Genomic DNA, 26,137 nt, shown 5'->3' on the forward strand with positions numbered 1-26,137 from the left:
TTTTTATAGTTGGTGTTCTACCGAAAAGATAGTCGACCAACTTTATTTTTTAGCATTCTGAATCAGCAAAAATCCACACAAGTTGTTCTTTAGTTATGCTTTTAAATAGTTTCAATCACTGTCGTCCAGTCATCGATATATAGGGTATTACTTACGCTTTTCGCCTTCCCTGTTGCCGGTTAAGCTATCTAGCGAGCCGACTATCTTATCATAATGATTTGAATTGTCAAGACTTTTTATAATTTGTTTCGCCAGGTTAACTGGGTTATTAATATGTAATCTACACATCTCTCACTGCCAGTCCGTCTGATGAGGGCGTATTATAGAGGGTTTATTTATTTAGTCAAGAAGTATTTTCTATTTAGTTCAAACAATTTGCATCATTCAAATCAGTAAATCACTTCCCTTTCGACTGGGACGCATTATACGCGGGTTTGAGGCTGGGTCAAGGCTAATTGATCCTTTTTTATAATTATTTTGCCAAATAAAATGAGCAGCTATTGATCAGGAAATTATTATTAAAATGCCGACAAAGAAAAGCCCCTTGATACGTTAGTATCAAGGGGCTAATCAGGAATAAGGAGCTGACGATGACCTACTCTCACATGGGCGAACCACACTACCATTGGCGCAACGATGTTTCACTTCTGAGTTCGGGAAGGGATCAGGTGGTGCCATCGCGCTATTGTCGTCAGCAAAGGGGTTAGATATGAGTCTGTTCGTGTGACTTTTGATAAGTACCACTTACCCTAACTGAATCAAGGTTAACGGTGATATCGAAATGTTCTGTCTGTTTCTATAGCCTAGGCTATATAAGATAGATTAATTAGACTTGATACAAACCACTTGGGTGTTGTATGGTCAAGCCAAACGAGCAATTAGTACAGGTTAGCTACACACATCACTGTGCTTCCACACCCTGCCTATCAACGTCCTAGTCTTGAACGGCTCTTTGGGGAAATCTAATCTTGAGGTGGGCTTCCCGCTTAGATGCTTTCAGCGGTTATCCCATCCGAACGTAGCTACCGGGCAATGCCATTGGCATGACAACCCGAACACCAGTGGTTCGTCCACTCTGGTCCTCTCGTACTAGGAGCAGATCCTCTCAAATTTCCAACGCCCACGGTAGATAGGGACCGAACTGTCTCACGACGTTCTAAACCCAGCTCGCGTACCTCTTTAAATGGCGAACAGCCATACCCTTAGGACCTGCTTCAGCCCTAGGATGAGATGAGCCGACATCGAGGTGCCAAACACCGCCGTCGATATGAACTCTTGGGCGGTATCAGCCTGTTATCCCCAGAGTACCTTTTATCCGTTGAGCGATGGCCCTTCCATACAGAACCACCGGATCACTAAGACCTACTTTCGTACCTGCTCGACTTGTGGGTCTCGCAGTTAAGCGCGCTTTTGCCTTTATACTCTTCGACCGATTTCCGACCGGTCTGAGCGCACCTTCGTACTCCTCCGTTACTCTTTAGGAGGAGACCGCCCCAGTCAAACTACCCACCATACATTGTCCTCGGTATTGTGATACCTGAGTTAGAACCCCAACATGACCAGGGTGGTATTTCAAGGATGGCTCCACCAAGACTGGCGTCTCGGTTTCAAAGCCTCCCACCTATCCTGCACAAGTCAGGTCAAAGTTCAATGTAAAGCTGTAGTAAAGGTTCACGGGGTCTTTCCGTCTAGCCGCGGGTACACAGCATCTTCACTGCGATTTCGATTTCACTGAGTCTCTGCTGGAGACAGCGCTGCCATCATTATGTCATTCGTGCAGGTCGGAACTTACCCGACAAGGAATTTCGCTACCTTAGGACCGTTATAGTTACGGCCGCCGTTTACTGGGGCTTCGATCAAGACCTTCGCTTACGCTAAGCCCATCAATTAACCTTCCAGCACCGGGCAGACATCACACCCTATACGTCCACTTTCGTGTTTGCAGAGTGCTGTGTTTTTAATAAACAGTTGCAGCAGCCTGGTATCTGCGACTGCCAGCAGCTCAAGGAGCAAGTCCTATCACCACCAACAGCGTACCTTCTCCCGAAGTTACGGTACCATTTTGCCTAGTTCCTTCAGCAGAGTTCTCTCAAGCGCCTTGGTATTCTCTACCTGATCACCTGTGTCGGTTTAGGGTACGATTCGTTTATAACTATTGCTTAGAAGCTTTTCCTGGAAGCATGGTATTTGCCACTTCGCTGTACATGTACAGCTTGCTATCAGATCTCGGTATAGAATAGCCCGGATTTACCTAAGCTATAAACCTACATCCTTTCACCTGGACAACCAACGCCAGGCTGACATAACCTTCTCCGTCCCTCCATCGCATTATAAACAAGTATCGGAATATTAACCGATTTCCCATCGACTACGCCTTTCGGCCTCGCCTTAGGGGTCGACTCACCCAGCCCCGATTAACGTTGGACTGGAACCCTTGATCTTCCGGCGTGGATGCTTTTCACACCCATTATCGTTACTCACGTCAGCATTCGCTCTTGTGATACCTCCAGCATGCTTTACAACACACCTTCACAGGCTTACACAACGCTCCCCTACCACTTGAAAACAATTTTCAAATCCGCAGCTTCGGCTCCTAGTTTGAGCCCCGTTACATCTTCCGCGCGGGCCGACTCGACTAGTGAGCTATTACGCTTTCTTTAAAGGATGGCTGCTTCTAAGCCAACCTCCTAGCTGTCTATGCCTTCCCACCTCGTTTCCCACTTAACTAGGAATTTGGGGCCTTAGCTGGCGGTCTGGGTTGTTTCCCTCTCCACGATGGACGTTAGCACCCACCGTGTGTCTCCCGGATATCACTCATCGGTATTCGGAGTTTGCATCGGTTTGGTAAGTCGGTATGACCCCCTAGCCGAAACAGTGCTCTACCCCCAATGGTGTTCGTCCGAGGCGCTACCTAAATAGCTTTCGGGGAGAACCAGCTATCACCGAGTTTGATTAGCCTTTCACCCCTATCCACAAGTCATCCCCTGGCTTTTCAACGACAGTGGGTTCGGTCCTCCGGTGCCTGTTACGGCACTTTCAACCTGCTCATGGATAGATCACTCGGTTTCGGGTCTATACCCTGCAACTAGTCGCCCTATTAAGACTCGGTTTCCCTACGGCTCCCCTAAACGGTTAACCTTGCTACAGAATATAAGTCGCTGACCCATTATACAAAAGGTACGCGGTCACCACGCATGGTGGCTCCCACTGCTTGTACGCACACGGTTTCAGGTTCTATTTCACTCCCCTCACAGGGGTTCTTTTCGCCTTTCCCTCACGGTACTGGTTCACTATCGGTCAGTCAGGAGTATTTAGCCTTGGAGGATGGTCCCCCCATCTTCAAACAGGATTTCTCGTGCCCCGCTCTACTTAATATGTTAACGCTAATGTTTCGAATACAGGACTATCACCTACTATGGTCAGCTTTCCCACGCTGTTCTTCTACATTAGCATTAATCGGCTTCTCCCCGTTCGCTCGCCGCTACTAGGGGAATCTCAATTGATGTCTATTCCTAAGGGTACTGAGATGTTTCACTTCCCCTCGTTCGCTTCCTAATAAATTAGGATACCTACCTTATGGTAGGTGGGTTTCCCCATTCAGAAATCTCCGGATCACAGGATATTGCCGCCTCCCCGAAGCTTATCGCAGGCTGTCACGTCTTTCATCGCCTCTGACTGCCAAGGCATCCACCATGTGCGCTTCATTACTTGACCATACAACCCCAAGTAGTCTTTCGACTTCTATGTGTCATACAATCTAATTATGATAACGATATCACCTATGTTTATACGCTTGATTCAGTTCTCTTTACTTTTTTAATAACTCACCCCTGGGATAACAAACAATGTCGTTAAGAGGTGAGTTATTAAGGTTAAGATGGGCGCGTGAATACGCTCATCCTAACCCAGACTCATATCTATGTTTTTAAATAGTTCCTATGCTCTCGTCGAGTCATAAGTTTCTGTATAAAACAGAAAGAAGTAATCGTGTGCAAATCACTTGTTTCTATTTGATACCTATTTTATTTAGCACGCTAAGCTTAGCTGTATGTAGTGGTGGAGCCAAACGGAGTCGAACCGTTGACCTCCTGCGTGCAAGGCAGGCGCTCTACCAACTGAGCTATGGCCCCTGAGCGAGGATACAATCGAAGCACTGCTTCGATCCGAGCGCAAGAGGAAATCCCTTAAAGGGGATTTACTTAGGGCTCTTTCACCTACATTAATAATGGTGGGTCTAAGTGGACTCGAACCACTGACCCCCGCGTTATCAACACGGTGCTCTAACCAGCTGAGCTACAGACCCTGATACGTCCTAAAACGTAAGCTTAAACTAAAGAACAACTTGTTGTGAATTCTTGCTGACCGAATGCTGTCTATAAGGAGGTGATCCAGCCGCAGGTTCCCCTACGGCTACCTTGTTACGACTTCACCCCAGTCATCAACCACACCGTGGTGATCGCCCTCACTAAGTTAGGCTAACCACTTCTGGTGCAATCAACTCCCATGGTGTGACGGGCGGTGTGTACAAGGCCCGGGAACGTATTCACCGCGGCATTCTGATCCGCGATTACTAGCGATTCCTACTTCATGGAGTCGAGTTGCAGACTCCAATCTGGACTACGATAGGCTTTTTGAGATTCGCATCACATCGCTGTGTAGCTGCCCTCTGTACCTACCATTGTAGCACGTGTGTAGCCCTGGTCGTAAGGGCCATGATGACTTGACGTCGTCCCCGCCTTCCTCCAGTTTGTCACTGGCAGTATCCTTAGAGTTCCCACCCGAAGTGCTGGTAACTAAGGACAAGGGTTGCGCTCGTTGCGGGACTTAACCCAACATCTCACGACACGAGCTGACGACAGCCATGCAGCACCTGTATCACAATTCCCGAAGGCACTCTCGTATCTCTACAAGATTCTGTGTATGTCAAGACCAGGTAAGGTTCTTCGCGTTGCATCGAATTAAACCACATGCTCCACCGCTTGTGCGGGCCCCCGTCAATTCATTTGAGTTTTAACCTTGCGGCCGTACTCCCCAGGCGGTCTACTTATTGCGTTAGCTGCGTCACTAAGTCCTCAAGGGACCCAACGACTAGTAGACATCGTTTACGGCGTGGACTACCAGGGTATCTAATCCTGTTTGCTACCCACGCTTTCGAGCCTCAGTGTCAGTATGATGCCAGGAAGCTGCCTTCGCCATCGGTATTCCTTCAGATCTCTACGCATTTCACCGCTACACCTGAAATTCTACTTCCCTCTCACCTACTCTAGCCTAACAGTTTCAGATGCAGTTCCCAGGTTAAGCCCGGGGATTTCACATCTGACTTATCAAGCCACCTACGCTCGCTTTACGCCCAGTAATTCCGATTAACGCTTGCACCCTCTGTATTACCGCGGCTGCTGGCACAGAGTTAGCCGGTGCTTATTCTGCAGCTAATGTCATCGTCCCCGGGTATTAACCGAAGAGTCTTCTTCACTGCTTAAAGTGCTTTACAACCAAAAGGCCTTCTTCACACACGCGGCATGGCTGGATCAGGGTTCCCCCCATTGTCCAATATTCCCCACTGCTGCCTCCCGTAGGAGTCCGGGCCGTGTCTCAGTCCCGGTGTGGCTGATCATCCTCTCAGACCAGCTACAGATCGTCGCCATGGTAGGCCTTTACCCCACCATCTAGCTAATCCGACTTAGGCTCATCTAATAGCGAGAGCAACAAGTTGCCCCCTTTCTCCCGTAGGACGTATGCGGTATTAATTCGAGTTTCCCCGAGCTATCCCCCACTACTAGGTAGATTCCTAAGTATTACTCACCCGTCCGCCGCTCGACGCCTGATAGCAAGCTATCATCGTTTCCGCTCGACTTGCATGTGTTAAGCCTGCCGCCAGCGTTCAATCTGAGCCATGATCAAACTCTTCAGTTTAATCTTGCTTGAAGTCTTCACTATAAATAGTAAGACGACTTCTAATCTTGGCTCATCTAATCTGGCAAAATCGCTCGTAATTATGTTCGTAATGAATTAACTTTGAGTTTTTCTGCTGTCTTAAATGATAATTTTTATAGTTGGTGTTCTACCGAAAAGATAGTCGACCAACTTTATTTTTTAGCATTCTGAATCAGCAAAAATCCACACAAGTTGTTCTTTAGTTATGCTTTTAAATAGTTTCAATCACTGTCGTCCAGTCATCGATATATAGGGTATTACTTACGCTTTTCGCCTTCCCTGTTGCCAGTTAAGCTATCTAGCGAGCCGACTATCTTATCATATTGATTTGAATTGTCAAGACTTTTTATAATTTGTTTCGCCAGGTTAACTGGGTTATTAATGTGTAATCTACACATCTCTCACTGCCAGTCCGTCTGATGAGGGCGTATTATAGAGGGTTTAACTTTTGTGTCAACCTGTTTTGTTGATGTTTTTGGAATTATTTTAGTGGAATATAAAATGGTAGTTTTTTCAATGGGTTGGAGTTGGTTATTTTTGATGCACTAGAGATGAGTAGATATGTGCCCTTGATTATGTTTTATCCTAGTAAAAATATTTAGTTCCAGTAGATAGATGCGTTTTACCACCTTTTAGCTTCATTCTATATTGGAACAGTCCTCTCTATAGTTATACTTTACAACTTACCCATCCTCTCAAAAAACGCCTTATATGCAGCGACTTTCTTATCCAACGATAAGGGATAGGCGCGTGAGGTCGATGGTAATCTATATAAGGTTAAGTTATTGACATCCATTTTTTTCTTATCTGCATCCTGCCATTGATAAGGGTAATCCATACTTTGATTGGTTTTTGGATGTTTTGATTTGGCAATTGGCTCATCTAATAACCCAAGTAGCACTTCGGTCGCCTTGCCTCCTGTCGTAAACAATGTCGCTACCTTTGGCACTTGCGGCAAAATACTATCCAAATCAACTGGCGTCACCACGGTTAGGTTTTTATCCGAAGCATTGCCAGTCTCACGAATGGCTTGCTTGACCGTTGGGCAAGACGCTATACCACGCTCGAACATAAAATTGCGTATGCGCTCAGGGTCAAAGCGCTTCTCATCGCCGACTCTAAAATAGTCGGCGTCATCAAAAAACACTCGGCCATAGATACGCCACATATCATTATAAAAATTGGGATAATGAAAGCTCATTGCCCATTTATCGCTAGTCGGCGGAAACGTACCCATCATCATGACCGTGGCATTTGGTGGTAAAACAGGCGCAAAAGGATGATTTTCAATTTCTCCTGATGAGCTCTCGGTTGCTACTATCTCGTTATTAGCCTTGTTATTAGCGTATTCTTGGGTGTTTGATGGTTTTATAGTCATGATATTCTTCATCAGAAAAGCGGTTTTTTTGGTATCATAGCAAGCCTAGACACTACTGCACTTATGATAATTTCATACAGTCAAACTTAGTCGATTCAAATAGTGCGACAATATATAGTCGCTTAGCCTGAGCGGTTTAGGCTTGGCTGCCAATTGTGAGTGTCTAACTGATCACTTTTGGTGACATTACACTCTTATACAAGTAGCACGTTTATTTGATTTGCATGGTCATTGAGGTTTTTATTTTACTATCAATGAGACCAAACAGAGTTAAAGTGGGGTAAGTGTTTGTATCTTTTTATATTAATAGCAACCGCAATGACTGCGCACGCATCAGACAAAAAACCAAGAGAATACTTATGAGTGATTTAAACAACGATTTAAACATTACGGTCATTGATCATCCATTGGTCCGTCATAAACTCAGCCTCATGCGCGAAAAAGACTGTAGTACTTATAAATTTCGTACATTGACCAAAGAGCTTGCACGCTTGATGGCTTATGAAGCAAGCCGTGATTTTGAAATTGAGACCTTCCCAATGCAAGGCTGGTGCGGCGAAATCACGGGTGAGCAAATCATTGGTAAGACTGCGACTATCGTGCCGATTTTACGTGCAGGTATTGGCATGCTTGATGGGGTGCTCGATCTAATTCCTACTGCTAAGATTTCTGTGGTCGGTCTACAACGTGATGAAGAAACGTTGCAGCCAGTACCATTCTTTGAAAAATTTGTCAGTCACATGGACAAGCGTCCTGCGCTAATCATTGATCCAATGCTAGCTACGGGTGGCTCAATGGTTGCGACCATCGAGATGCTAAAGAAAAATGGCTGTACTAATATCAAAGCATTGGTATTGGTAGCTGCACCTGAAGGCGTCCGCTTGGTAAACGAAGCACATCCTGACGTGACTATCTATACCGCTGCGTTAGACAGCCATTTGGATGAGCAAGGTTACATCATCCCAGGTCTAGGCGATGCGGGTGATAAAATCTTTGGTAAGCAGTTATCTAATAGATAAATCTCATTGGGGTAAATAAAGCCGTCATCAAAATTATGGCAACAGCAGACAACATCAATAATAAGGATAGATCATGAACGTATTGATTACAGGAGCGAGCGCGGGTTTTGGTAAAGCGTTGGCAGAGCGTTTGGTGGCTAATGGTCATCGCGTGATTGGTTGCGCTAGACGTATCGATAAGCTGAATGCTTTAGCAGAGATTTTAGGTGAGAACTTTTTACCTGTGGTGATGGATGTGAGTGATACGGATTCTATTCCGCAAATCATTGCTGACTTGCCTGATGACTTTAAACAGATTGATGTCTTGGTTAATAATGCAGGATTGGCGCTGGGTACAGAGCCTGCCCACAAAGCCAATCTCGATGATTGGATGCGCATGACTGATACCAATGTTAAAGGTCTAATGTCATTGACTCATGCAGTCTTGCCAGTCATGGTCGAGCGTGATAGCGGATATATCATCAATGTCGGCTCGATTGCTGGTAGCTGGCCATACTTTGGTGGCAATGTGTACGGCGCAACTAAAGCGTTTGTCAAACAGTTCAGCTTAAATTTACGTGCTGACCTTGTCGGTACGCAGGTGCGTGTGACCAATATCGAACCGGGCGTAGTCGCGGGTACTGAGTTTTCAAACGTGCGCTACCATGGTGATGACGATAAAGCAGCTAAAGTCTACGATGGCTTTAAGACCATGACAGGTGAAGATATCGGCGATATATTACTGTGGTTGATTGAGTCGCCTGCGCATATCAATGTCAATCGTTTGGAAGTGATGCCAGTCGCGCAAACCTATAACGGTCTAACGGTGGCTAAAAAAGACCGTTAAAAGCGCATCTATTCGATAATCAACGTAACTCGTAAGACCGAAGCAATATAGATGACTCTATATTGCTTTTTTTTATGTCCTCAATTGTTACCTCATTTACCAAGCGTAAGTCCTGAAAGTCCATAATCAATACTTCATTACGCAGGCGCTCGCTAGTGCGTTTATTATGACGTATGGGAAACCCTAATACTTGCTTACTGACGATGGTGATTTGATTAACGATTACCTTTGAATGAGAAACCTGATGGGTTGTCATTTTTTGTGCGTTAATGATTGCCGTGGCTGGATTTACGGTGGTGGTGAGTAGCTTTGTTTGTCGTACCACTTTGGACATCTCTCCTGCAAAAAATAATACCTGACCTAATGGCATATATTGCGCATGGCGCGTCAGCTCGTTACGAAATAGCGCAGGCATATCCATGTTGAAGCTGTCTTCCGTCTGCTGATAGAAGGCGGCAAAACTGCGCTGAATATAGCGCCCAAAGACAGTTGCGTTAATCCACTCTTGATAGACAGGGTTGTTTAGCAGCAGCTTGGTGAAGTCTTCTGGTTTTATCTCAGCGCTCTGGGTCAGTATCGCTATCAAGAATTGCTGCGAATCTATAAAAGTCTGCTGCTCCCATACTAGCGGATAAAGGCTCATATCTAACGACGCTAAAGTCGCTCTACTCATACTTAGGCCTCCTTTTAAGAGTCAGGTTGTTATTTTTATTTATTATGATTGATAAATTAGCGCTGATGATTATTCGGTATTGCAAGCTCACTTTTATGCTATGGTCAATGAGCTGATTTTACTATAACAGTCTTACTGCAAGTATATCGGGTCTGTTGAAGTCAGCAACCTCAATTATGGCTACTATGCGAGCGCACAGAATAGAACTCATGATAAAAAAATTACTCACACTGCCAATACCCGACCAGTATCAAGTGCAAACTACTCATATTACGATGACTGATGGCACGCGACTACCTATCTCTGTTATCGGACAAGGCGCGCCTGTGCTGATGCTGCATGCCTACGGCATGGATGCACGTGAATTTTTACCTTTTATACTGCCACTGATTGGCAAATATGAATTTTACTTGCCACATTTTCGGGGATTTGGTGCCGCAAAAAATATCGAGGTGACGCCGTTTGATTTTGTCAATCAGTACGCTGAAGATATTGATGCCATCATCGATCATGTTTGCATAAACCGTAACGTAGAGTCGTTACCCGTTGCTGGGATTTCGATGGGGGCATTGGTGATGTGGTCTTACTTTACCCACTTTGGCACATCCCGTATCAGCCGCTATTTGAACATCGATCAAAGCCCTGTGATTCACAACCAACCAGATTGGCAAGGTGGATTGTTTGGTGATCGGCAAAAAGAGATGTTTGCCGTGTTTCAAGAAATTGTCGATAGGACACTACCGTATGCGCAAGTTGAAGACTTTACGCACTTGCCGTTTTCTCTCAAACGCCGCGTGACCGATGTCGAAAGATTGTTTTCTTTACTGTCTGTCAGCCGTCCACGTTCAAAAGCTGTCGTACAAGCACTTACTCATCAAAACGATCATAAGCTGGCATTTTATAATCACCAAACATGGCAACACAAAATGCGCTGCCTGCAGGCGTATCTCGCCATACCTTATGATTTTCGGGCAGTTATAGAAAACGTCACCATCCCAGTCGTGAACTTAATCGGAGGTCGCTCACAGCTCTATGACGCTAAGTGGCAGCAGAAAATAACACGCATGCTACCCAATGCTCGTGACGTTATCCTGCCGCGCTCAGGACATGCCGTGCCAATAGATCAGCCATTGCAATTTTATAAATTATTAAAAGAATTTCTACAATATTAGCTAGGATTTTACACAACCGCTTTACAATCCCTACTATAACTTTACAACCTGTCATAGCAATTGTTTTGGACTAATTCTATACTTAAAAGCTGATGCCAGTATCAGTGAATGACCACTTCTAGATCACTAGCTTTAAATAGTGATTACGAAAAATAGTGACTATGAATAGCATTTACTGTTAAGCATCACTCCAAAAGCATATGAATACAATAATACCAAAAGGATCAGATCATGCCCTACGCTACTGTTGCAACTCAAGACGATCAACCGGTCGAACTCTACTACGAAACCCAAGGTACTGGCAAACCTGTCATCCTCATCCATGGTTGGCCACTCAGTGGTCGCGCTTGGGAAGCACAGCTGCCTGCATTGGTCGAAGCTGGCTATCAAGTCATTACTTATGACAGACGCGGCTTTGGTCAGTCATCCAAACCATGGAACGGCTACGACTACGATACCCTAGCCCAAGACTTAAAAGGTCTTATGGAGGCGCTCGATTTGCAAGATGCCACCATCGTTGGATTCTCCATGGGCGGCGGTGAAGTGGCTCGCTATCTGGGTAAATATGGCTCCGAGCGTGTGAGCAAAGCGGTACTGGCCTCTGCTGTCCCACCGTACCTGTTTAAGACAGATGATAACCCTGATGGCGGTCTCGAAGAGTCAGATATTCAAGGATTCTTGGATGGGGTCAGTGATGATCGTATTGCCTTTTTAAATGATTTTACTAAGAACTTCTTTACCCCAAAAGATGGTAAGTTGTTAGTCAGCAAGCCCATGCGCTTATACAACCGTGATATTGCCGCATTTGCTTCTGCTAAGGCGACACTCGATTGCGTTAAATCCTTTAGCTATACCGATTTTCGCGATGATTTAAAAGCGTTTGATGTACCGACATTGGTCATACATGGTGATGCGGATCAAATCGTACCAATCGAAGCCAGTGGTGAACGCTCTCACGATATGATTGCAGACAGTAGATTACATGTCATTGAAGGCGGTCCACATGGTATCAATGTGACCCATAGTGAAGAGTTCAATAAAACGTTGATTGCATTTTTGAACAGCTAATTGACTCGCCATATATAGAACAAAAAAAACGACCTCGACGGGTCGTTTTTTACTCAATCGGTTAAAATATAAGAAAGTACAATCAAGTTTTTAATGTTTTAGATTTTCATAAAAGGTGTCTTTTTCCCACTGAGCAGGCTCTTCTTCAAGGAATAAAGTTTCAAAACGCTTAAATTCAAATTCCTCGCCAAGGTAATCATAAATACTTGCTGCAGTAGCGTAAACCCAACGCTTATCTTTTCTTTCATTAAAGTTTTCTGAATCAAGTACTTCTTTAACTCTACTCATCACTTCTTTTGATGTTTCTTGAGCAAGTCGCTTAAAGAATATCTTATCTTCTTCTGAATCTAATGCATTAGACTTAATTTTATAACAATTTGCTAAGTTCTCACCGTTGTAATAATCTTTTTTGAGGATAAAACCGCGTCGATAGTAGCGAATAGCCCTATCTATATCATCGTGGCTTTCAGACTCGTCAAACAACCTTTTAAAAATAGCTCCAGCTATACCAGTCGTTTCAGGATTATTAGAATTCTCAGGGTCTAGTTTACGAATTATATTTGAGCCAGATATGAGCGCTGTCTTCTTGTCTGGTTTTTTTGATTTATACGTATGCAAAGCCAACTGTTGTAATAAATAATCATCATCAGGGCGAATTTTTAATAATTCCTCTATGATATTTACCGCTTCTGAATGCTCACTATCTTTTACACTTGCAGAGAGGCGTTCTTTTAATTCAAAGTATAGATCGTCATCTTCTTCCATCTCTTCAATCAGTTCGCTCATTTCAGCATCGCTGACTATTGGAGATTTTAGATTAGGCAAAAAAGTGTAAACTGGGCTATCAGGCTCTTCATCATCGTAATCTATACTGTTTATTTTATCTTTGAGCTGTTGTTTAACTCTTATAGCCTCACGATTCCCTATATCTTTTTCAAGGTGTTCATAAGTAATGGTTGAAATATGATCTAGATCAAAATAAAACTTACATTTATCTTCTTTCATTAAAATAGTGGCTTTTCTTTTCAGAGCATGTCTTATACCTACTTCATAAATGGCATTTGGATTTGATGTTGAGATGTCAGCAATCACCAAATCTGCTTCCAACAACATCTTATACATTTTCAAGTCAATCACTCCTGAATGATGTATTTCATCTGCCCTAATACATTTGTAATTTAATTCTTCACAAGCTGGCTTTATAATGGCGTCAAACGTAGCATCTAAGTCCAATGTTCTTCCTGAAGCATAGTCAACCTTTTCTCCAAAGCCCATAACGACAAAACATATCTTTTGAGCTTCCTCTAGTTTATCAGCTGAATTACTCATAACCTACCACCGCATTATCTAGTGCTTCTATCACTCTAGCTTGTGTAAAGCTGGTAGCCCATGACGTTTTTATATTCAATAGTCCAGTAGGAGAAATATTAGATTTTTCTATCTTTACAGCGGCAATTTTTAGTCCTAACTCTTTTGCCCTAGCAATCTCCCAATTCATCCAGTCGCTTTCATGAGACAACTTACCCACAATAACGAATAGATGAGTAGCATCTTTCATTTTACTACTTATACCTGCTTTAACTCTACTTGCGTCCTCACTATTGATTGCTGTTTGAACGCTACGATTATCAAATTCAAATACAAAACGTGGATGATTGCTCCAGGCCTGTAGTAAATACTTATAATGCGCATCTTCTGAGTGATCGTAACTTATGAATACCTTATGAGCCATAATAAATTCGTCCTGAATTAAAGTGTAATTCATATATGGTATTAAAAGTAAGAAAATCAACATTAGTAGGTGATGTTTTTACTATGTAAAAACTTTCTATATCACCCCACTCTCAACTTATTTTTCTAAGGTATTGGTTTACTTAGTTTTTAAAATTTCAGTTAAAACAATTAGAATTTTAAATTCTATAAAAATCAAAGGCCTACGATAAGTTGAGATTGGCGTTATATCGTAAGTATGTTTTTTTAACTTAGTCAACCAACGCTTTGATTAATTCAAACCGCAGGAGCTCTTTACCCTCAACGGTGACGGTTTCAGTAAACATCGCAAGCGGGCGTACCCACACGCCATATTCACCATAAAGACAACGATATACCACGAGCGACTCTTCGGTTTCTGAGTGCTTTGCGGTATGCAGCACTTGATAGAGGCTGCCTTTGTAATGGCGGTAAATGCCTTGGGGAATGGTTTTAGTCATAGCAAACTCCTACTATTAAAAATGGCTGCTAATTATCACTTCATAAAAAAGGTCGACAATTACTGTCGACCCCACCTTTAGTCATTCTTATAGGTTATCTAACCAATCGTCACTTTCGCATAGGCTTTCTTGCCAGCTTGAATCACAACTGTTTGACCTGAGGTTAAGCTAAAGCCAGCATTGACCACCTCACCATCGACTTTGACTGCATTACGCTTGATCATGTCTTTTGCCGCTGCACTATTTTTTGCTAAACCTGCTTGGTTTAATATCTGTGTGATAAACAAGGCCTCTTGACCCTCTTCAAGCGTCAATGTCACTTCTGGCAAATCAACGGGCAACTCACCATCTGCTAGGACATTGCCCGCTGATTTATGCGCGTTGGCAGCGGCATCCGCATCATGGAAACGCTCAATCAATTCTTCGGCTAGGATACGTTTGATTTCTTGTGGATTACGACCAGCTTCCATTTCCGCCATCAAGCCTTCGATTTCGTCCATTGGCTTAAAGCTCAAAAACTCAAAATAGCGTTGGATTAAGGTATCTGGCATCGACAGAATTTTTTGGTACATGGTGCCTGGTGCATCATAGATAGCAACATAGTTGCCGAGCGACTTAGACATTTTATTGACACCGTCCAAACCTTCTAAGATCGGCACCGTAATACACACTTGCGGCTCTTGACCATAACGGCCTTGCAACGTACGACCCATCAATAAGTTAAAGGTCTGATCTGTACCACCTAGCTCAACATCCGCTTTTAGGGCGATAGAATCATAGCCTTGTACCAATGGGTAGAGAAACTCATGAATTGAGATAGGTGTTTGCGATGCGTAACGTTTCGAGAAGTCATCGCGCTCAAGCATACGCGAGACCGTCTGCTGGCTCGCAAGCTGAATCATATCAGCGGCGCTCATGTCACTGAACCACTCAGAGTTGAAGACCACGCGGGTTTTTTCTTTGTCCAAGATTTTGAATACTTGCTCAGCGTAGGTCGTAGCATTGGCTTTGATTTGCTCATCAGTCAATGGCGGACGCGTGCTATTTTTACCAGAAGGGTCACCAATTTTAGCGGTGTAGTCACCGATTAGAAAATAAATCTCATGACCCAAATCTTGAAAATGCTTGAGTTTATTGATCAGTACCGTATGACCTAAATGCAAATCAGGCGCGGTAGGATCAAAGCCTGCCTTGATACGTAGCGGACGGTTGAGCTTTAGCTTAGCCACTAAGTCGTCTTCAGATAATATCTCTTGCGTACCGCGCTGAATTAGGGCCAGTTGTTCTTCTAGGGTGTAGGTTTGATCGGTCATGATGCTCTCTATATATCGCTTGAATTGGGATTTTTAGGAATATTGGTTACTGGCGCAACCCCTTATGACGTTTAGAAGCTCAAAGGGTTAGAAAAAATGCTAGAATTTGACGGATATACTAGCGTTTTTTAAGGTAAATTGCCATGACCAACCCCGCATCCATTGCTGACACTGAACACAATGCTATCGCCGACTTACTTATGAATAATGGTTTGGGTAATGGCTCAGACGATATTGATGATTTGACCGATGATAATTCGAACTATGCCACACTGACCGACGCGCTTGAGCAAACGGTGTTTGAAAGCTTCGATGATGGTTTATATATCGGCATGATGTCAGGCACCAGTTTGGACGGGATGGATGCGGTTATTTGTCAGTTTAATCATGACATGGGCGATAAAGAAACTACCAACAAAGAAAGCATCAGTGATGAAGGCAGCAGCCAACCACCAATGCAGCTGCTGGCGACGTATAGTCAAGATTTTCCACCACGATTGCGTGAGGTCCTACTGGCATTATGTCAGCCCAATGGTGTGAATCAACTCGTACCAGAGGCCGATGAGCCAACTAGCGAGCTTGACTGGTTTGGTTGGGCAAGCCGCGAATATGCGGAATTTGCCAGCGAAGTAGTCAATACCTTATTACAGCAAGCAGATATCGATGCTGAATCAGTACTGGCGATTGGCTGTCATGGGCAAACGGTACGCCATCGTCCGCAGATGGGTTTTAGCTTGCAATTGGTCGATGCCAATATCATCGCTGAGCGTACTGGTATTAGCGTTGTCAGTGATTTTCGCCGCCGTGACATGGCAGTTGGTGGTCAAGGTGCGCCTTTGGTACCTGCCTTCCACCAAGCACTGTTTGGCACATCCGATAATACACGCGTGATATTAAATTTGGGTGGTATTGCTAATATAACCGTCTTGCCTGCTGATGGAAAAGATCAGGTTGTTGGCTACGATACGGGACCTGCAAACTTACTATTGGATGCGTGGACAGCATTGCATAATGATAATAGCTATGATGCGAGCGGTGCTTGGGCGCAGTCTGGGAAAATTATCGAGCCACTACTCGAGCAGCTGTTGGCACATCCGTTCTTTACTCAGCCTCATCCAAAAAGCACGGGGCGCGAAGTTTTCAACTTAGCTTGGCTACAAGATGAGCTACAAACATTCGATCAGGCTTCTGTCTATACCCGCTACTCATCTGCAGATGTACAAGCCACTTTGACTGAGCTAACTGCCATCAGTGCAAGCGCGCAGATCAATAATTTTATAACTACTGATAAAAATAGCTCGGTGTCTGTCTGCGGTGGCGGTGCTTTGAACGATTATCTGATGACGCGTCTGCAAGCCCATCTACCCCACTCTACAGTGATGACCACAGATCATTTAGGGCTGGCACCAACATGGGTAGAGGCAGTCGCTTTTGCATGGTTAGCCAGACAAACATTGATGGGTGAAACTGGTAATCTACCCGCTGTAACTGGTGCCAATAAAGGCGTGGTATTGGGGCAAGTTTGCTTTGCCTGACCAGTTAGATTTTAGTTTACATACGTGCACCAATGTGTTTTATAATAACTTTAAAAACGCCATCCTCTTAGGACCCGTAAGTATAGGACATATCGCATGAGCCAACACAGCACTTCACCTATCGACCAAGCCACCAATGATGACACAAATAATATGACCGCAGCTCCTGTATACAAATCGCGTCAAAAACCGCCTCATTATGAGCGCTCTGATGATATGCGTGTGGTGGTGACTGGTATGGGTGCCATTACGCCGCTTGGTCTAGACGTGGATAGCTCATGGACCAAATTGCTCAATGGCGACAGCGGTATCTCACCGATCACCCATTTTGATGCGACTGGCTACCGCGCACAAATCGCAGGTGTGATCAAAGACTTCGATGCCAAGCAGTACATGAGCGCCAAAGATGCGCGCCGCTATGATGAGTTTATACATTATGGGATTGCAGCGTCTTCTATGGCATTGAAGAATGCTGGGTTTATCGATGAAGTCAGTGCCGCTGATGCACCCGTACAAGGGGTTGACCAAGATCGCTTTGGTATTATCTTGGGTTCAGGTATTGGTGGTATCCAAACCATCGAAAACAGCCGAGATACCCTACGTGAAAAAGGCGCAGCCAAAGTCTCACCCTTTATCATTCCAGGCTCTATTGTCAATATGGCAGCGGGATTGGTCGCGATTAAACACAACTTAAAAGGTCCAAATCTTGCGACCTCAACGGCTTGTACCACTGCGACTCATGCCATGGGTTTGGCAGCGCGTTTGATCGCCTACGGTGATGCCGATGTCATGTTGGCTGGCGGTAGTGAAAAAGGCTCAAGCCCACTTGGTATAGCGGGTTTTAGTGCCATGCATGCCCTCTCCACACGTAACGACGAGCCAACCAAAGCATCACGTCCGTTTGATAAAGGCCGTGACGGTTTTGTACTGGGTGACGGTGCTGGCATGGTCGTCTTAGAAAGTCTTGCTCACGCCAAAGCGCGCGGTGCCACCATACTGGCAGAGCTGGTCGGGTTTGGCATGAGCGATGACGCAAGTCATATTACCGCACCACCAGAAGATGGTAGCGGCGCTGCAAAAGCCATGCACAATGCCCTCAATGATGCTGGGATTGAACCCGCAAGCGTCGGTTACGTCAATGCGCACGGTACCAGTACCCCTGCAGGTGATGTCGCTGAATCAATTGCTATCGAAACAGTATTTTCGCCAGTGAAAGACAGCATTTTGGTGAGCTCAACCAAATCTATGACAGGACACCTACTTGGTGCAGCGGGCGGCGTAGAAGCCATATTTACGGTGCTTGCCCTACAGCATCAGCACGTACCACCGACGATTAACCTAGAAGAGGTTGAGGACAACTGCAATCTCGACTATGTGGCCAACCAATCACGTAAGGTCGATAACCTGCAATATGCTGTATCCAACAGCTTCGGCTTTGGCGGTACCAATGGATCCTTGATATTTGCACGCTGGCCTGTCAATCAATAACTCATAGCCAAAAGCCTATCGTGCGATACGATACCGCTTTATCGTATGCTCACTTTGTCGCTTCGCTACTTTGCCATGTTGTAACGTTGGTGTCAGTTTGGCTACGTTTGTCCACTTGCAGCCCCTTATCGTACTTGCGTATGATAAGGGGTAATTTTTGGAACATTTATGGAAGATACCATGTCAAGCTACTCATTTTCCCATCAGTTTTATCAGCGCTGGACGTGTGCACCTGAGACCGTACGCGCAGCCATTACCCAAGAGCTAAAAGACATCACCACCCTACTACAAGCAGAGACTGTATTTGAGAGCTTTGAGTTCGATACACATGATTTGGATGCGTATGTGGATGAGCTGTATGACAACTATAATGCCGAGCAAGCCATCGCTAAGGCAATCATAGACAAACAAGAACAAGAACGCGCGGCGGCTGAAAAGCAGCAGTTGGAAGAAGCCCAGAAGAAAGAGGCCGAAGAGACGGCGCGCAAAGCAGAAGCAGCTCAAAAAGAACAAGAAAAAAATGAGGAGCTGGCTGCAAATAAAACCCATAATAAAAAAGACAATCTAACCGAACAAGAGGCTGTAGACGATGCGGTGGATCATCTAAAAACTGAGAAAGTCAGCACGGGCGCAGCAAGTGGTGAGAATAACAACAGCACTGACAGTCAGACGATTAGCAAACAGGATGCTACCCTGAGTGATAAACCCATCAAGAATATACCAGACAATGCCAATACCACGATCAACTTGGTACTAGAAGACAGTGAGCTGGATGCGACGGATCGGACACTGATTCGTGAGCTTGAAAACCAAATCGACGACTACTTGAGTGAGCAAATGATGCTGATGTCTGAAAACCTAAAATCTTGGCTACGTGCCGAGATGACTCAGCATTTCAGCGAGCAAAATACGTCAGCTACCACTGAAAATGCCTCTGCAAAAAACATTCATTAACGGCAATAATTTCTATTTTCTAAAAAACCTTGCAGCACAAACATTAAAAAGCCCCGTAAATTATTTACGGGGCTTTTTAATGTTTGCTTGAAAATTATTGACCTTGTTTTATACCACTTTCAAAAACGTAAGTAACAAGGCAAACAAGCGTAGGTACTAGATCCAGTAGACTAAGCGAATTTGACACCACTCATTATATTACTTGAGCTAGGTACTAGATGGCTTTGGTACGTTCAGTCAACCACTCAAGGGCAGCGCCTTCCACTCGATCATTCAGCTCAGCATACACTTGGCTATGGTAGTCATTGAGCCAATCGATCTCGGTTTGATCCAGTAATGATGGCTCGATCAGACGCGTGTCGATTGGGCAATAAGTGATGGTTTCGAAGTGTAAGAATTGACCAAATTCTGTCTCAGTAGGGCTAGGAACTGGTGTATTCACAACCAAGTTTTCGATACGGATACCCCATTTGCCCTCGCGATACAAACCTGGCTCATTACTTGAAATCATACCGACTTTCATCGCACGCTCTTTTGGTGTGCTGGCGCTATAAGCAATGACTTGCGGGCCTTCATGCACGTTTAAGAAATAACCAACACCGTGACCAGTACCATGACCATAGTCCATCTGAGCTTGCCACAATGGTGCGCGGCAAATCGCATCAATCAATGGGGAGGCAATACCATCAGGGAAGTGAGCACGAGCGAGCGCAATATGGGCTTTGAGTACGGTCGTAAAGTCACGTTTGTGCTCAGCGGTAACTTGGCCAATACCGACCACGCGAGTGATATCTGTCGTACCGTTTTGGTACTGAGCACCTGAGTCAATGAGTAGTAAACCACCTTCACCCTCAGCCACATCAAGATAGCTAAACTGCTCTGGCGTTGCGCGGTAATGCGGTAATGCCCCATTTTCATTGAAACCCGCGATAGTTGGAAAGCTTGGCGATACATAATGCGGCTGACGGCTACGTACCTCTATCAGCATACTATCCACATCCAGCTCACTCAGGCGCTCGCCTGCTGCTAGACGCTGCTCAAACTCAGAAAAGAATTCAGCTAAAGCCGCACCGTCTTGACGCATTGCCTCACGCACATGATCGATATCTGAGTCAGACTTGACAGATTTGAGCAGTGTACTCGGTGCCATTTGCTCAACAAAGCCAATATCGTCTGCCATTTTGGAGAGTGTCCCAACGGCAACTTTATTTGGGTCTAACAGTAATAAATCTTCTGGTGTTAATGAGCTTAATGCATCCTGTACAGCAGAGTAATCAGCCAATGTGATACCGCTATCTTTTAGACTTTGTACAATATCTTCGCTCACTTTATCGGTATCAACAAATAACGTTGCGCTGTCTGTATCAATCAGCATATGTGCTAAGAACACTGGGTTATAATCAACGTCAGCGCCGCGCAAGTTCGTCAGCCAAGCGATATCGTCTAAGCTTGAAAGTAAATGATGGGTCGCACCTACTTTTGCCATGCCTGCGCGTACTGCCGCAAGTTTTGCAGTCGCAGACTGCGCAAGAAACTGCTCATCATGTGCATACAACTTAGCATTTGGCAGTGCTGGACGATCTGTCCAAACGCTCGTCAATACATCACGTTCAGTGATCAAGGTAATATCATTGGCATCAAATGCACTCAATAGTCGATCTTGCTCAGCGATAGAGAGCACATTACCATCAACTGCCACGCTATCTCCTTCTTGCAAATGATCGGCCAGCCAGTCGATATGATTTGGTTGACCAGGTGCCAGCTTCTCCAACGTGATACCCGTACCCTCTAGCTGCTCAGCGGCATGTACCCAATAACGGCTATCCGTCCATAGACCAGCAAAATCAGCAGTCACGACAAGCGTCCCTACTGAACCCGTAAATCCTGATAGCCACTGACGGGTTTGCCAATACTCTGGCAAATACTCAGACAGATGTGGATCGGCAGAGGGCACGATAATCGCCGTGAGATCTTGAGCCACTAGTGTTTTGCGTAGCGTATCGATACGCGCTTGGATGATTTGTTTATTCATTGAATGTGTCCTTATTTATTTTAGATAAATTATTTAGAAATCGAGAGGTGAGTAGCAACTATGAATAGTCGTCTTATTAGATGCTGCTTGATAGTATTGCAGTAGAACATAACTAGATGTTTGGGCAGAATGTAGGCTTTCAATAGCCTAAAAAATATCTCACTGATTGAAATAATAAAACGTGCTGCCAGTTATGGTAACACGTCTTATCATGAGTTATGGACTGATTCTAAGGGCATGATAGAGGATTTGCATACACCAGTTATCTGTCTTTATTGGCTTACCTCGTCAGCGTGCTCGCTTTTTTGCAGCATATTATTGATAGGTTTGGCCAATACCAACAGTATCACGGCAGAGACTACCAAGAAGATCGTCATGGTGGTAAATAAAGTCGGCAAACCTTCGATTTTGTCTGCTGAAACATGACCACCAAAGAATGCCGCAACCAAGTTACCCATCGCAATAGAAGCAAAGAACAACCCCATCATCTGACCTTGCATGCCTTTTGGTGCAAGCTTGGTCATTGATGACAGACCTACCGGGCTAAGCGCAAGCTCACCAAGGGTCAATAACAGCAGACTTCCTACCAGCCATAAGGGCGACGCTAAACCAGCACCAGGCGCTAAGATGCTTTTTGAGGCAAAAATCATCAAGGCAAAACCAGCAGCGGCAAGTAGCATACCGAGTGCAAATTTCGCCATGCTGCTCGGCTCAAGACCTCGGTTACCCAGCTTGACCCAAATGATACTTACGATCGGTGCCAATATTAAGATAAATAGTGGGTTCAGCGACTGAAACCAAATGCTTGGTATTTCAAACCCCATAACATTTAGATCCGTATAACGATCGGCAAATAAGTTAAAAGAGGTAGGCTGCTGCTCAAAACTTGACCAAAATAGCGTCGAGCCAATGATTAAAATAAAGCAGATCAGCAAGCGCAGTTTGTCCGTCTTATCCAACCGCGGTGAAATAAACATAATGGCAAAGTAAAGGATGACGACGGCTGCAATGATATAGGTCATATACTCCGCCACCATCTCAGGATTGAATGACACCATACCCGTAGAGATTAACAGCACCGCAGCGACCAACAATGCCACAAAACCACCTACCCAACGGCCAATGTTTTTGTAGCGATCATTGGATTGCTCCCATTCAGCATCGATACCTTTGGCCTGCGCATAACGCGTCAAGTTCTTGCGGGCGATAAAGCGGTAGGTAAGCAAGGATACGAGCATCCCTAAACCACCAACGCCAAAACCGACGTGCCACATGCCTTTTTCTTTGAATACGCCAACGATGAGCGCCGCCAAGAGTGCGCCAATATTGATACCCATATAAAATAAGGTAAAACCGCCATCACGGCGAGCGTCACCTTTAGGATACAAAGCCCCTACCATCACTGAGATACAGGTCTTAAATAGCCCTGACCCCAAAACGATACAGATCAAACCGACGAAAAACAGCGTCATACCAAACATGGCAGAAAGCGCAATACATAAGTGACCAAGGGCAATCACAATACTACCCCACCACAGGGCACGCTCTTGACCCAGCCAGTTATCTGCTAGCCAACCGCCCGGTACGGCTGCTAAATATAATGAACCAGCAAAAATACCATAGATAGCAGACGCCGTGACTTCATCAAACCCAAAACCACCACTACTCACTGTTGCTACCATAAATAGCACGAGTAGCGGACGGATACTATAGTAAGAGAAACGTTCCCACATCTCAGTAAAAAACAACGAGCGTAATGGCGCAGGATGACCCATAAAGCCATTGTCTAGTGCTTGCAGCTCAGCCGCACTAGCTTCTGATTTTGATTGTGTACTCACAACTTTATTCCTTTAAAGGTTATTTTGGTAATGACCAAATACCTAATTATTCCGATAAGCGGTCATATAGGCGGAACATTGTTTCACTTGGTTATACCCAAGTAAAGAAAAAGTTGGCTAAAACTTACACAAACACCCACAAAAAAGCTCGCTCTCAATTACTGAGAACGAGCTTTTTTGTGGTCTTCAATGCAGTCCTATCGTATTGATATTACTGTTAGTAGAGACTTTGATAACCACTCATTTAAGAGTCGTTTTTTGCTATATAAACTATCAATTGCAATGTCAAAAATTACTGCGCTACTGCTGTGTCATCAGCGGCGGTGCCAGCATCCCCAGCATCTAAATCACCATCCGCTTGCTCAGCAGTTAAATCAGCATCGGCAACTGCCGCTTGGCTTACTGTACCAGAAGCGGTCGCTGTACCTGCTTCTGCAGTGACGACTGCACTATCTGCATCTGTCGCTGGGGTGACGGTTGCATCTGCAGCCGTATCAGGTGCTGCTGCATCTACTGGTGCTGTTTCAGCATTTGCTTCAGCTGGGGCAGCAGCGTCTTCGGTAGCAATGGCTTCTGCCTCATCAGCCGCTTCTGATGCTTCCGTTGGCGTCGCCGTGATGTGCTCGCCTGCTGGACGCAAAAACGCAGAAATACCAATAAGTAAGACAATGCCTAAGAATAAGGCAATGCCGCCTAGAGTGTATAACAGCTCTTTTTTTGGATTGTTATTGACGATACCTTCTGACATACCTTATCCACCTTGCACAAAATATTTGAAATATTGACCTATTATATCGCAATTTATACTGATTTGTGAAAACCCTTAAGTATTTAAAGGGTTTATTATCATCAATTTTACTATTCGCTTTTAGCGTTGATGACAGTTATTTACCCAAACGTACTAACTTCTTAGGACGCTTACCCAAGTAACTCAGTATCAGCAGTAGCGCTATAATAAACAAAATAGGATATTGGCCAAAACGCATAAACGGCGTATTACCAACGCGCGCCTGTATATTACCGCGTAGTACGGTGCGCTCAAACTGCGGAGCACGCGCTACGATGCGACCTTTATGGTCGATGATAGCTGTCACCCCCGTGTTGGTCGCACGCATAAACCAGCGACCATTTTCGAGCGCGCGCATCTGTACCATCTGTAGATGCTGTAGCGGGCCTGCCGACGTACCGAACCACGCATCGTTTGAGATGGTCAATAAAAAGTCTGTGCCAATCGCGTTTTTGCGCGTGGTATCTGGATACGCCACTTCATAGCAGATAGCAGCGCCCAAATTATGACCGCGCACTCGTAGCGGTGACTGTTGGTCACTACCGCGGCTATAACTCATGATGTCTTGGCTACCTGCCAGATTTGGCAGGATATCAAGCACACCTTCAAACGGAATATATTCACCAAAGGGTACCAGACGCTGTTTTTTATACAAGCCATCTGCCTGAGCCCCTAGCGCTACCACACTATTATAAAACGGCGCATATTTATCTTTACTGGCATCAAACGCAGCTTCGTCCTTATAAGGGATGCCCGTCACCCATGCCGTGTCCGTCTCTTTGGCCATTTTGACCATTTCATTGATAAAACCGACCGCCTCTGTCTGAAACATCGGAATCGATGACTCAGGCCACAACACAATGTCACGCCCCCACTCATCGCGAGTCAACGTTGCGTAGATTTTTAGGGTTTCTATTTGATACTCAGTAAGCCATTTTAGATCTTGCGGGATATTGCCTTGAATCAAAGACACTGACAAATCAGGCGTGCCTTTTGGTTTGGTCCACTGCGGATTGATCAACCATAGCGAGCAGCTAACAACCAGCAAAGCTATCGACGGAATCATATAGCCTGCGCGGCGACGTAGTAGCTCAACGAAGCTGGCTCCCAATAATACCGCCACAAAAGAAACCGCAAACACCCCTGCAACAGGCGCCAAGGATGACAACCAATACTGCTCCGTAAACGCGTAACCGACAAACAACCAAGGAAAGCCTGTGAATAGCCACGTTTTCATCCACTCTTGGAGTACCCAAAGCGCAGCAAAAGATAATGGCTGTTTGCCAACCACTCGATTAAAAATCAGCGCCAAAAAGCCATGGAACAGCCCCATGCCAAGCCCCATCAGCGCAATCATAATCAGCGCAAGCCATACGGGCGTCGAACCATAGACATGAATAGATGTGTACAGCCAAAACGCACCCACACACCAAAGCCCCGTACCGTATGCCTGACCAATTAGAAAGGCGCGGCGACCTGTCATCTCCGGCATCAACAACGCATACAAAATAGCAGGCGATACCAAAGCGATGGGCCAAATACCATAAGGCGCGAGCGCAAGTATAAAAGCTGCCCCTGCCAGCAAAGCAATCAGTACCGTCAGTCCCAGATGTAAGCCTTTTGGCTGTTCAGGGTTCAGGCGTTTTTGTAAATCAACAGTAGACAGACGCATAGCAGTTATCCAAGACCATATTTTTCAAAATTTTACAGCTCAGCACTGAGACAAAACCCAAGCAAAAACTGACTGCATAATGCTTTATGCAGGACCATAAATAAAATCCACCCATGATACCAGTCAAAACCCATCAATGGGTAAATTTGCGTAGCGAAAGTCTCATACCAAAATACAAAAGGCAGAAAGCAAAAAACACGATGGTTCATCGTGTTTTTCAATTTACTCATAAGTTTGA

At 44.9% G+C, this 26,137-nt stretch carries 17 protein-coding genes, 2 tRNA genes and 3 rRNA genes; 7 read left to right on the plus strand and 15 right to left on the minus strand.

What is annotated here, in order from left to right; all coding sequences use genetic code 11:
- Positions 1–582 precede the first annotated feature (582 nt).
- From rrf to CUR83_RS12465, 6 genes are all read right to left on the minus strand, one after another.
- Positions 583–696: ribosomal RNA gene (gene rrf, locus CUR83_RS12440) — 5S ribosomal RNA — on the minus strand.
- A gap of 161 nt (positions 697–857) precedes the next feature.
- Positions 858–3,714, minus strand: a 23S ribosomal RNA gene (locus tag CUR83_RS12445).
- A 340-nt stretch (positions 3,715–4,054) separates the two neighbouring features.
- A tRNA-Ala gene (locus CUR83_RS12450) sits at positions 4,055–4,130 on the minus strand.
- A gap of 96 nt (positions 4,131–4,226) precedes the next feature.
- Positions 4,227–4,303: transfer RNA gene (locus CUR83_RS12455), tRNA-Ile, on the minus strand.
- 73 nt (positions 4,304–4,376) lie between these two features.
- Positions 4,377–5,913, minus strand: a 16S ribosomal RNA gene (locus CUR83_RS12460).
- The 16S, 23S and 5S rRNA genes sit together here with 2 tRNA genes alongside, the layout of an rRNA operon.
- 697 nt (positions 5,914–6,610) lie before the next feature.
- Positions 6,611–7,312: a DNA glycosylase gene (locus CUR83_RS12465; protein ID WP_284719749.1), complete on the minus strand. Its 702-nt coding sequence runs from the start codon at positions 7,310–7,312 to the stop codon at positions 6,611–6,613.
- 359 nt (positions 7,313–7,671) lie between these two features.
- Here CUR83_RS12465 and upp point away from each other — a divergent pair, with 359 nt between their 5' ends.
- A complete protein-coding gene (gene upp, locus CUR83_RS12470) occupies positions 7,672–8,331 on the plus strand; it encodes a uracil phosphoribosyltransferase (RefSeq protein ID WP_284719750.1) in 660 nt (219 codons plus the stop codon).
- A 73-nt stretch (positions 8,332–8,404) separates the two neighbouring features.
- Entirely contained in the window at positions 8,405–9,157 is a 753-nt protein-coding gene (locus CUR83_RS12475; RefSeq protein ID WP_284719751.1) for an SDR family NAD(P)-dependent oxidoreductase, read from the plus strand.
- A gap of 19 nt (positions 9,158–9,176) precedes the next feature.
- On the opposite strand, the gene CUR83_RS12480 is transcribed toward CUR83_RS12475, so the two are convergent.
- The gene (locus CUR83_RS12480) at positions 9,177–9,830 is read right to left on the minus strand and encodes a hypothetical protein (protein ID WP_284719752.1); all 654 of its coding nucleotides are present in this window, start codon (positions 9,828–9,830) and stop codon (positions 9,177–9,179) included.
- A gap of 209 nt (positions 9,831–10,039) precedes the next feature.
- Here CUR83_RS12480 and CUR83_RS12485 point away from each other — a divergent pair, with 209 nt between their 5' ends.
- Both CUR83_RS12485 and CUR83_RS12490 read left to right on the plus strand, forming a co-directional pair.
- Positions 10,040–11,002 (plus strand): alpha/beta fold hydrolase, encoded by a 963-nt coding sequence (locus tag CUR83_RS12485; RefSeq protein ID WP_284719753.1) that lies wholly within the window; start codon positions 10,040–10,042, stop codon positions 11,000–11,002.
- A 231-nt stretch (positions 11,003–11,233) separates the two neighbouring features.
- Complete coding sequence (locus CUR83_RS12490) at positions 11,234–12,070, plus strand: alpha/beta fold hydrolase (RefSeq protein WP_284719754.1); 837 nt, start codon at positions 11,234–11,236, stop codon at positions 12,068–12,070.
- 90 nt (positions 12,071–12,160) lie between these two features.
- Here CUR83_RS12490 and CUR83_RS12495 read toward each other — a convergent pair whose 3' ends face one another.
- The 4 genes from CUR83_RS12495 to tyrS all read right to left on the minus strand — a co-directional run bounded on the left by CUR83_RS12495 (position 12,161) and on the right by tyrS (position 15,593).
- Positions 12,161–13,399 carry a TRAFs-binding domain-containing protein gene (locus tag CUR83_RS12495; protein WP_284719755.1) on the minus strand — a complete coding sequence of 413 codons (1,239 nt, stop codon included), beginning with the start codon at positions 13,397–13,399 and terminating at the stop codon, positions 12,161–12,163.
- Positions 13,392–13,835: a TIR domain-containing protein gene (locus CUR83_RS12500; protein WP_284719756.1), complete on the minus strand. Its 444-nt coding sequence runs from the start codon at positions 13,833–13,835 to the stop codon at positions 13,392–13,394. The genes CUR83_RS12495 and CUR83_RS12500 overlap by 8 nt, the downstream gene beginning before the upstream one ends.
- 217 nt (positions 13,836–14,052) lie before the next feature.
- Entirely contained in the window at positions 14,053–14,280 is a 228-nt protein-coding gene (locus tag CUR83_RS12505; protein ID WP_284719757.1) for a DUF1653 domain-containing protein, read from the minus strand.
- A 98-nt stretch (positions 14,281–14,378) separates the two neighbouring features.
- The gene (gene tyrS / locus CUR83_RS12510; protein ID WP_284719758.1) at positions 14,379–15,593 is read right to left on the minus strand and encodes a tyrosine--tRNA ligase; all 1,215 of its coding nucleotides are present in this window, start codon (positions 15,591–15,593) and stop codon (positions 14,379–14,381) included.
- A gap of 143 nt (positions 15,594–15,736) precedes the next feature.
- Here tyrS and CUR83_RS12515 point away from each other — a divergent pair, with 143 nt between their 5' ends.
- The 3 genes from CUR83_RS12515 to CUR83_RS12525 all read left to right on the plus strand — a co-directional run bounded on the left by CUR83_RS12515 (position 15,737) and on the right by CUR83_RS12525 (position 19,570).
- Positions 15,737–17,128, plus strand: coding sequence for an anhydro-N-acetylmuramic acid kinase (locus CUR83_RS12515; RefSeq protein WP_284719759.1), 1,392 nt, complete (start codon positions 15,737–15,739; stop codon positions 17,126–17,128).
- A gap of 153 nt (positions 17,129–17,281) precedes the next feature.
- A complete protein-coding gene (gene fabF, locus CUR83_RS12520) occupies positions 17,282–18,616 on the plus strand; it encodes a beta-ketoacyl-ACP synthase II (RefSeq protein WP_093071290.1) in 1,335 nt (444 codons plus the stop codon).
- Positions 18,617–18,784: 168 nt separating this feature from the next.
- Positions 18,785–19,570 (plus strand): hypothetical protein, encoded by a 786-nt coding sequence (locus CUR83_RS12525; protein WP_284719760.1) that lies wholly within the window; start codon positions 18,785–18,787, stop codon positions 19,568–19,570.
- A gap of 214 nt (positions 19,571–19,784) precedes the next feature.
- Here CUR83_RS12525 and CUR83_RS12530 read toward each other — a convergent pair whose 3' ends face one another.
- The 4 genes from CUR83_RS12530 to lnt form a co-directional block, all read right to left on the minus strand.
- A complete protein-coding gene (locus tag CUR83_RS12530; RefSeq protein ID WP_284719761.1) occupies positions 19,785–21,602 on the minus strand; it encodes an aminopeptidase P family protein in 1,818 nt (605 codons plus the stop codon).
- 272 nt (positions 21,603–21,874) lie between these two features.
- Positions 21,875–23,377, minus strand: a complete 1,503-nt coding sequence (locus CUR83_RS12535) for a peptide MFS transporter (RefSeq protein WP_425301330.1) — start codon at positions 23,375–23,377, stop codon at positions 21,875–21,877.
- A gap of 355 nt (positions 23,378–23,732) precedes the next feature.
- Positions 23,733–24,188 (minus strand): hypothetical protein, encoded by a 456-nt coding sequence (locus CUR83_RS12540; protein WP_240365528.1) that lies wholly within the window; start codon positions 24,186–24,188, stop codon positions 23,733–23,735.
- Between the two features lie 136 nt (positions 24,189–24,324).
- Positions 24,325–25,899 (minus strand): apolipoprotein N-acyltransferase, encoded by a 1,575-nt coding sequence (lnt, locus tag CUR83_RS12545; RefSeq protein ID WP_284719763.1) that lies wholly within the window; start codon positions 25,897–25,899, stop codon positions 24,325–24,327.
- Positions 25,900–26,137: the final 238 nt, after the last annotated feature.

The organism is Psychrobacter pocilloporae, assembly GCF_029872915.1.
Taxonomy (GTDB): Bacteria; Pseudomonadota; Gammaproteobacteria; order Pseudomonadales; family Moraxellaceae; genus Psychrobacter; species Psychrobacter pacificensis.

What these genes read in the sequence shown, in the direction of transcription:
- lnt (WP_284719763.1), bottom strand. Translation starts at nt 25,899, where the DNA reads ATGCGTCTGTCTACTGTTGATTTACAAAAACGCCTGAACCCTGAACAG.
- CUR83_RS12500 (WP_284719756.1), bottom strand. Translation starts at nt 13,835, where the DNA reads ATGAATTACACTTTAATTCAGGACGAATTTATTATGGCTCATAAGGTA.
- CUR83_RS12530 (WP_284719761.1), bottom strand. Translation starts at nt 21,602, where the DNA reads ATGAATAAACAAATCATCCAAGCGCGTATCGATACGCTACGCAAAACA.
- CUR83_RS12475 (WP_284719751.1), top strand. Translation starts at nt 8,405, where the DNA reads ATGAACGTATTGATTACAGGAGCGAGCGCGGGTTTTGGTAAAGCGTTG.
- fabF (WP_093071290.1), top strand. Translation starts at nt 17,282, where the DNA reads ATGACCGCAGCTCCTGTATACAAATCGCGTCAAAAACCGCCTCATTAT.
- CUR83_RS12505 (WP_284719757.1), bottom strand. Translation starts at nt 14,280, where the DNA reads ATGACTAAAACCATTCCCCAAGGCATTTACCGCCATTACAAAGGCAGC.
- CUR83_RS12490 (WP_284719754.1), top strand. Translation starts at nt 11,234, where the DNA reads ATGCCCTACGCTACTGTTGCAACTCAAGACGATCAACCGGTCGAACTC.
- CUR83_RS12465 (WP_284719749.1), bottom strand. Translation starts at nt 7,312, where the DNA reads ATGACTATAAAACCATCAAACACCCAAGAATACGCTAATAACAAGGCT.
- CUR83_RS12495 (WP_284719755.1), bottom strand. Translation starts at nt 13,399, where the DNA reads ATGAGTAATTCAGCTGATAAACTAGAGGAAGCTCAAAAGATATGTTTT.
- CUR83_RS12480 (WP_284719752.1), bottom strand. Translation starts at nt 9,830, where the DNA reads ATGAGTAGAGCGACTTTAGCGTCGTTAGATATGAGCCTTTATCCGCTA.
- tyrS (WP_284719758.1), bottom strand. Translation starts at nt 15,593, where the DNA reads ATGACCGATCAAACCTACACCCTAGAAGAACAACTGGCCCTAATTCAG.
- CUR83_RS12535 (WP_425301330.1), bottom strand. Translation starts at nt 23,377, where the DNA reads ATGGGTCATCCTGCGCCATTACGCTCGTTGTTTTTTACTGAGATGTGG.
- CUR83_RS12525 (WP_284719760.1), top strand. Translation starts at nt 18,785, where the DNA reads ATGGAAGATACCATGTCAAGCTACTCATTTTCCCATCAGTTTTATCAG.
- CUR83_RS12485 (WP_284719753.1), top strand. Translation starts at nt 10,040, where the DNA reads ATGATAAAAAAATTACTCACACTGCCAATACCCGACCAGTATCAAGTG.
- CUR83_RS12515 (WP_284719759.1), top strand. Translation starts at nt 15,737, where the DNA reads ATGACCAACCCCGCATCCATTGCTGACACTGAACACAATGCTATCGCC.
- upp (WP_284719750.1), top strand. Translation starts at nt 7,672, where the DNA reads ATGAGTGATTTAAACAACGATTTAAACATTACGGTCATTGATCATCCA.
- CUR83_RS12540 (WP_240365528.1), bottom strand. Translation starts at nt 24,188, where the DNA reads ATGTCAGAAGGTATCGTCAATAACAATCCAAAAAAAGAGCTGTTATAC.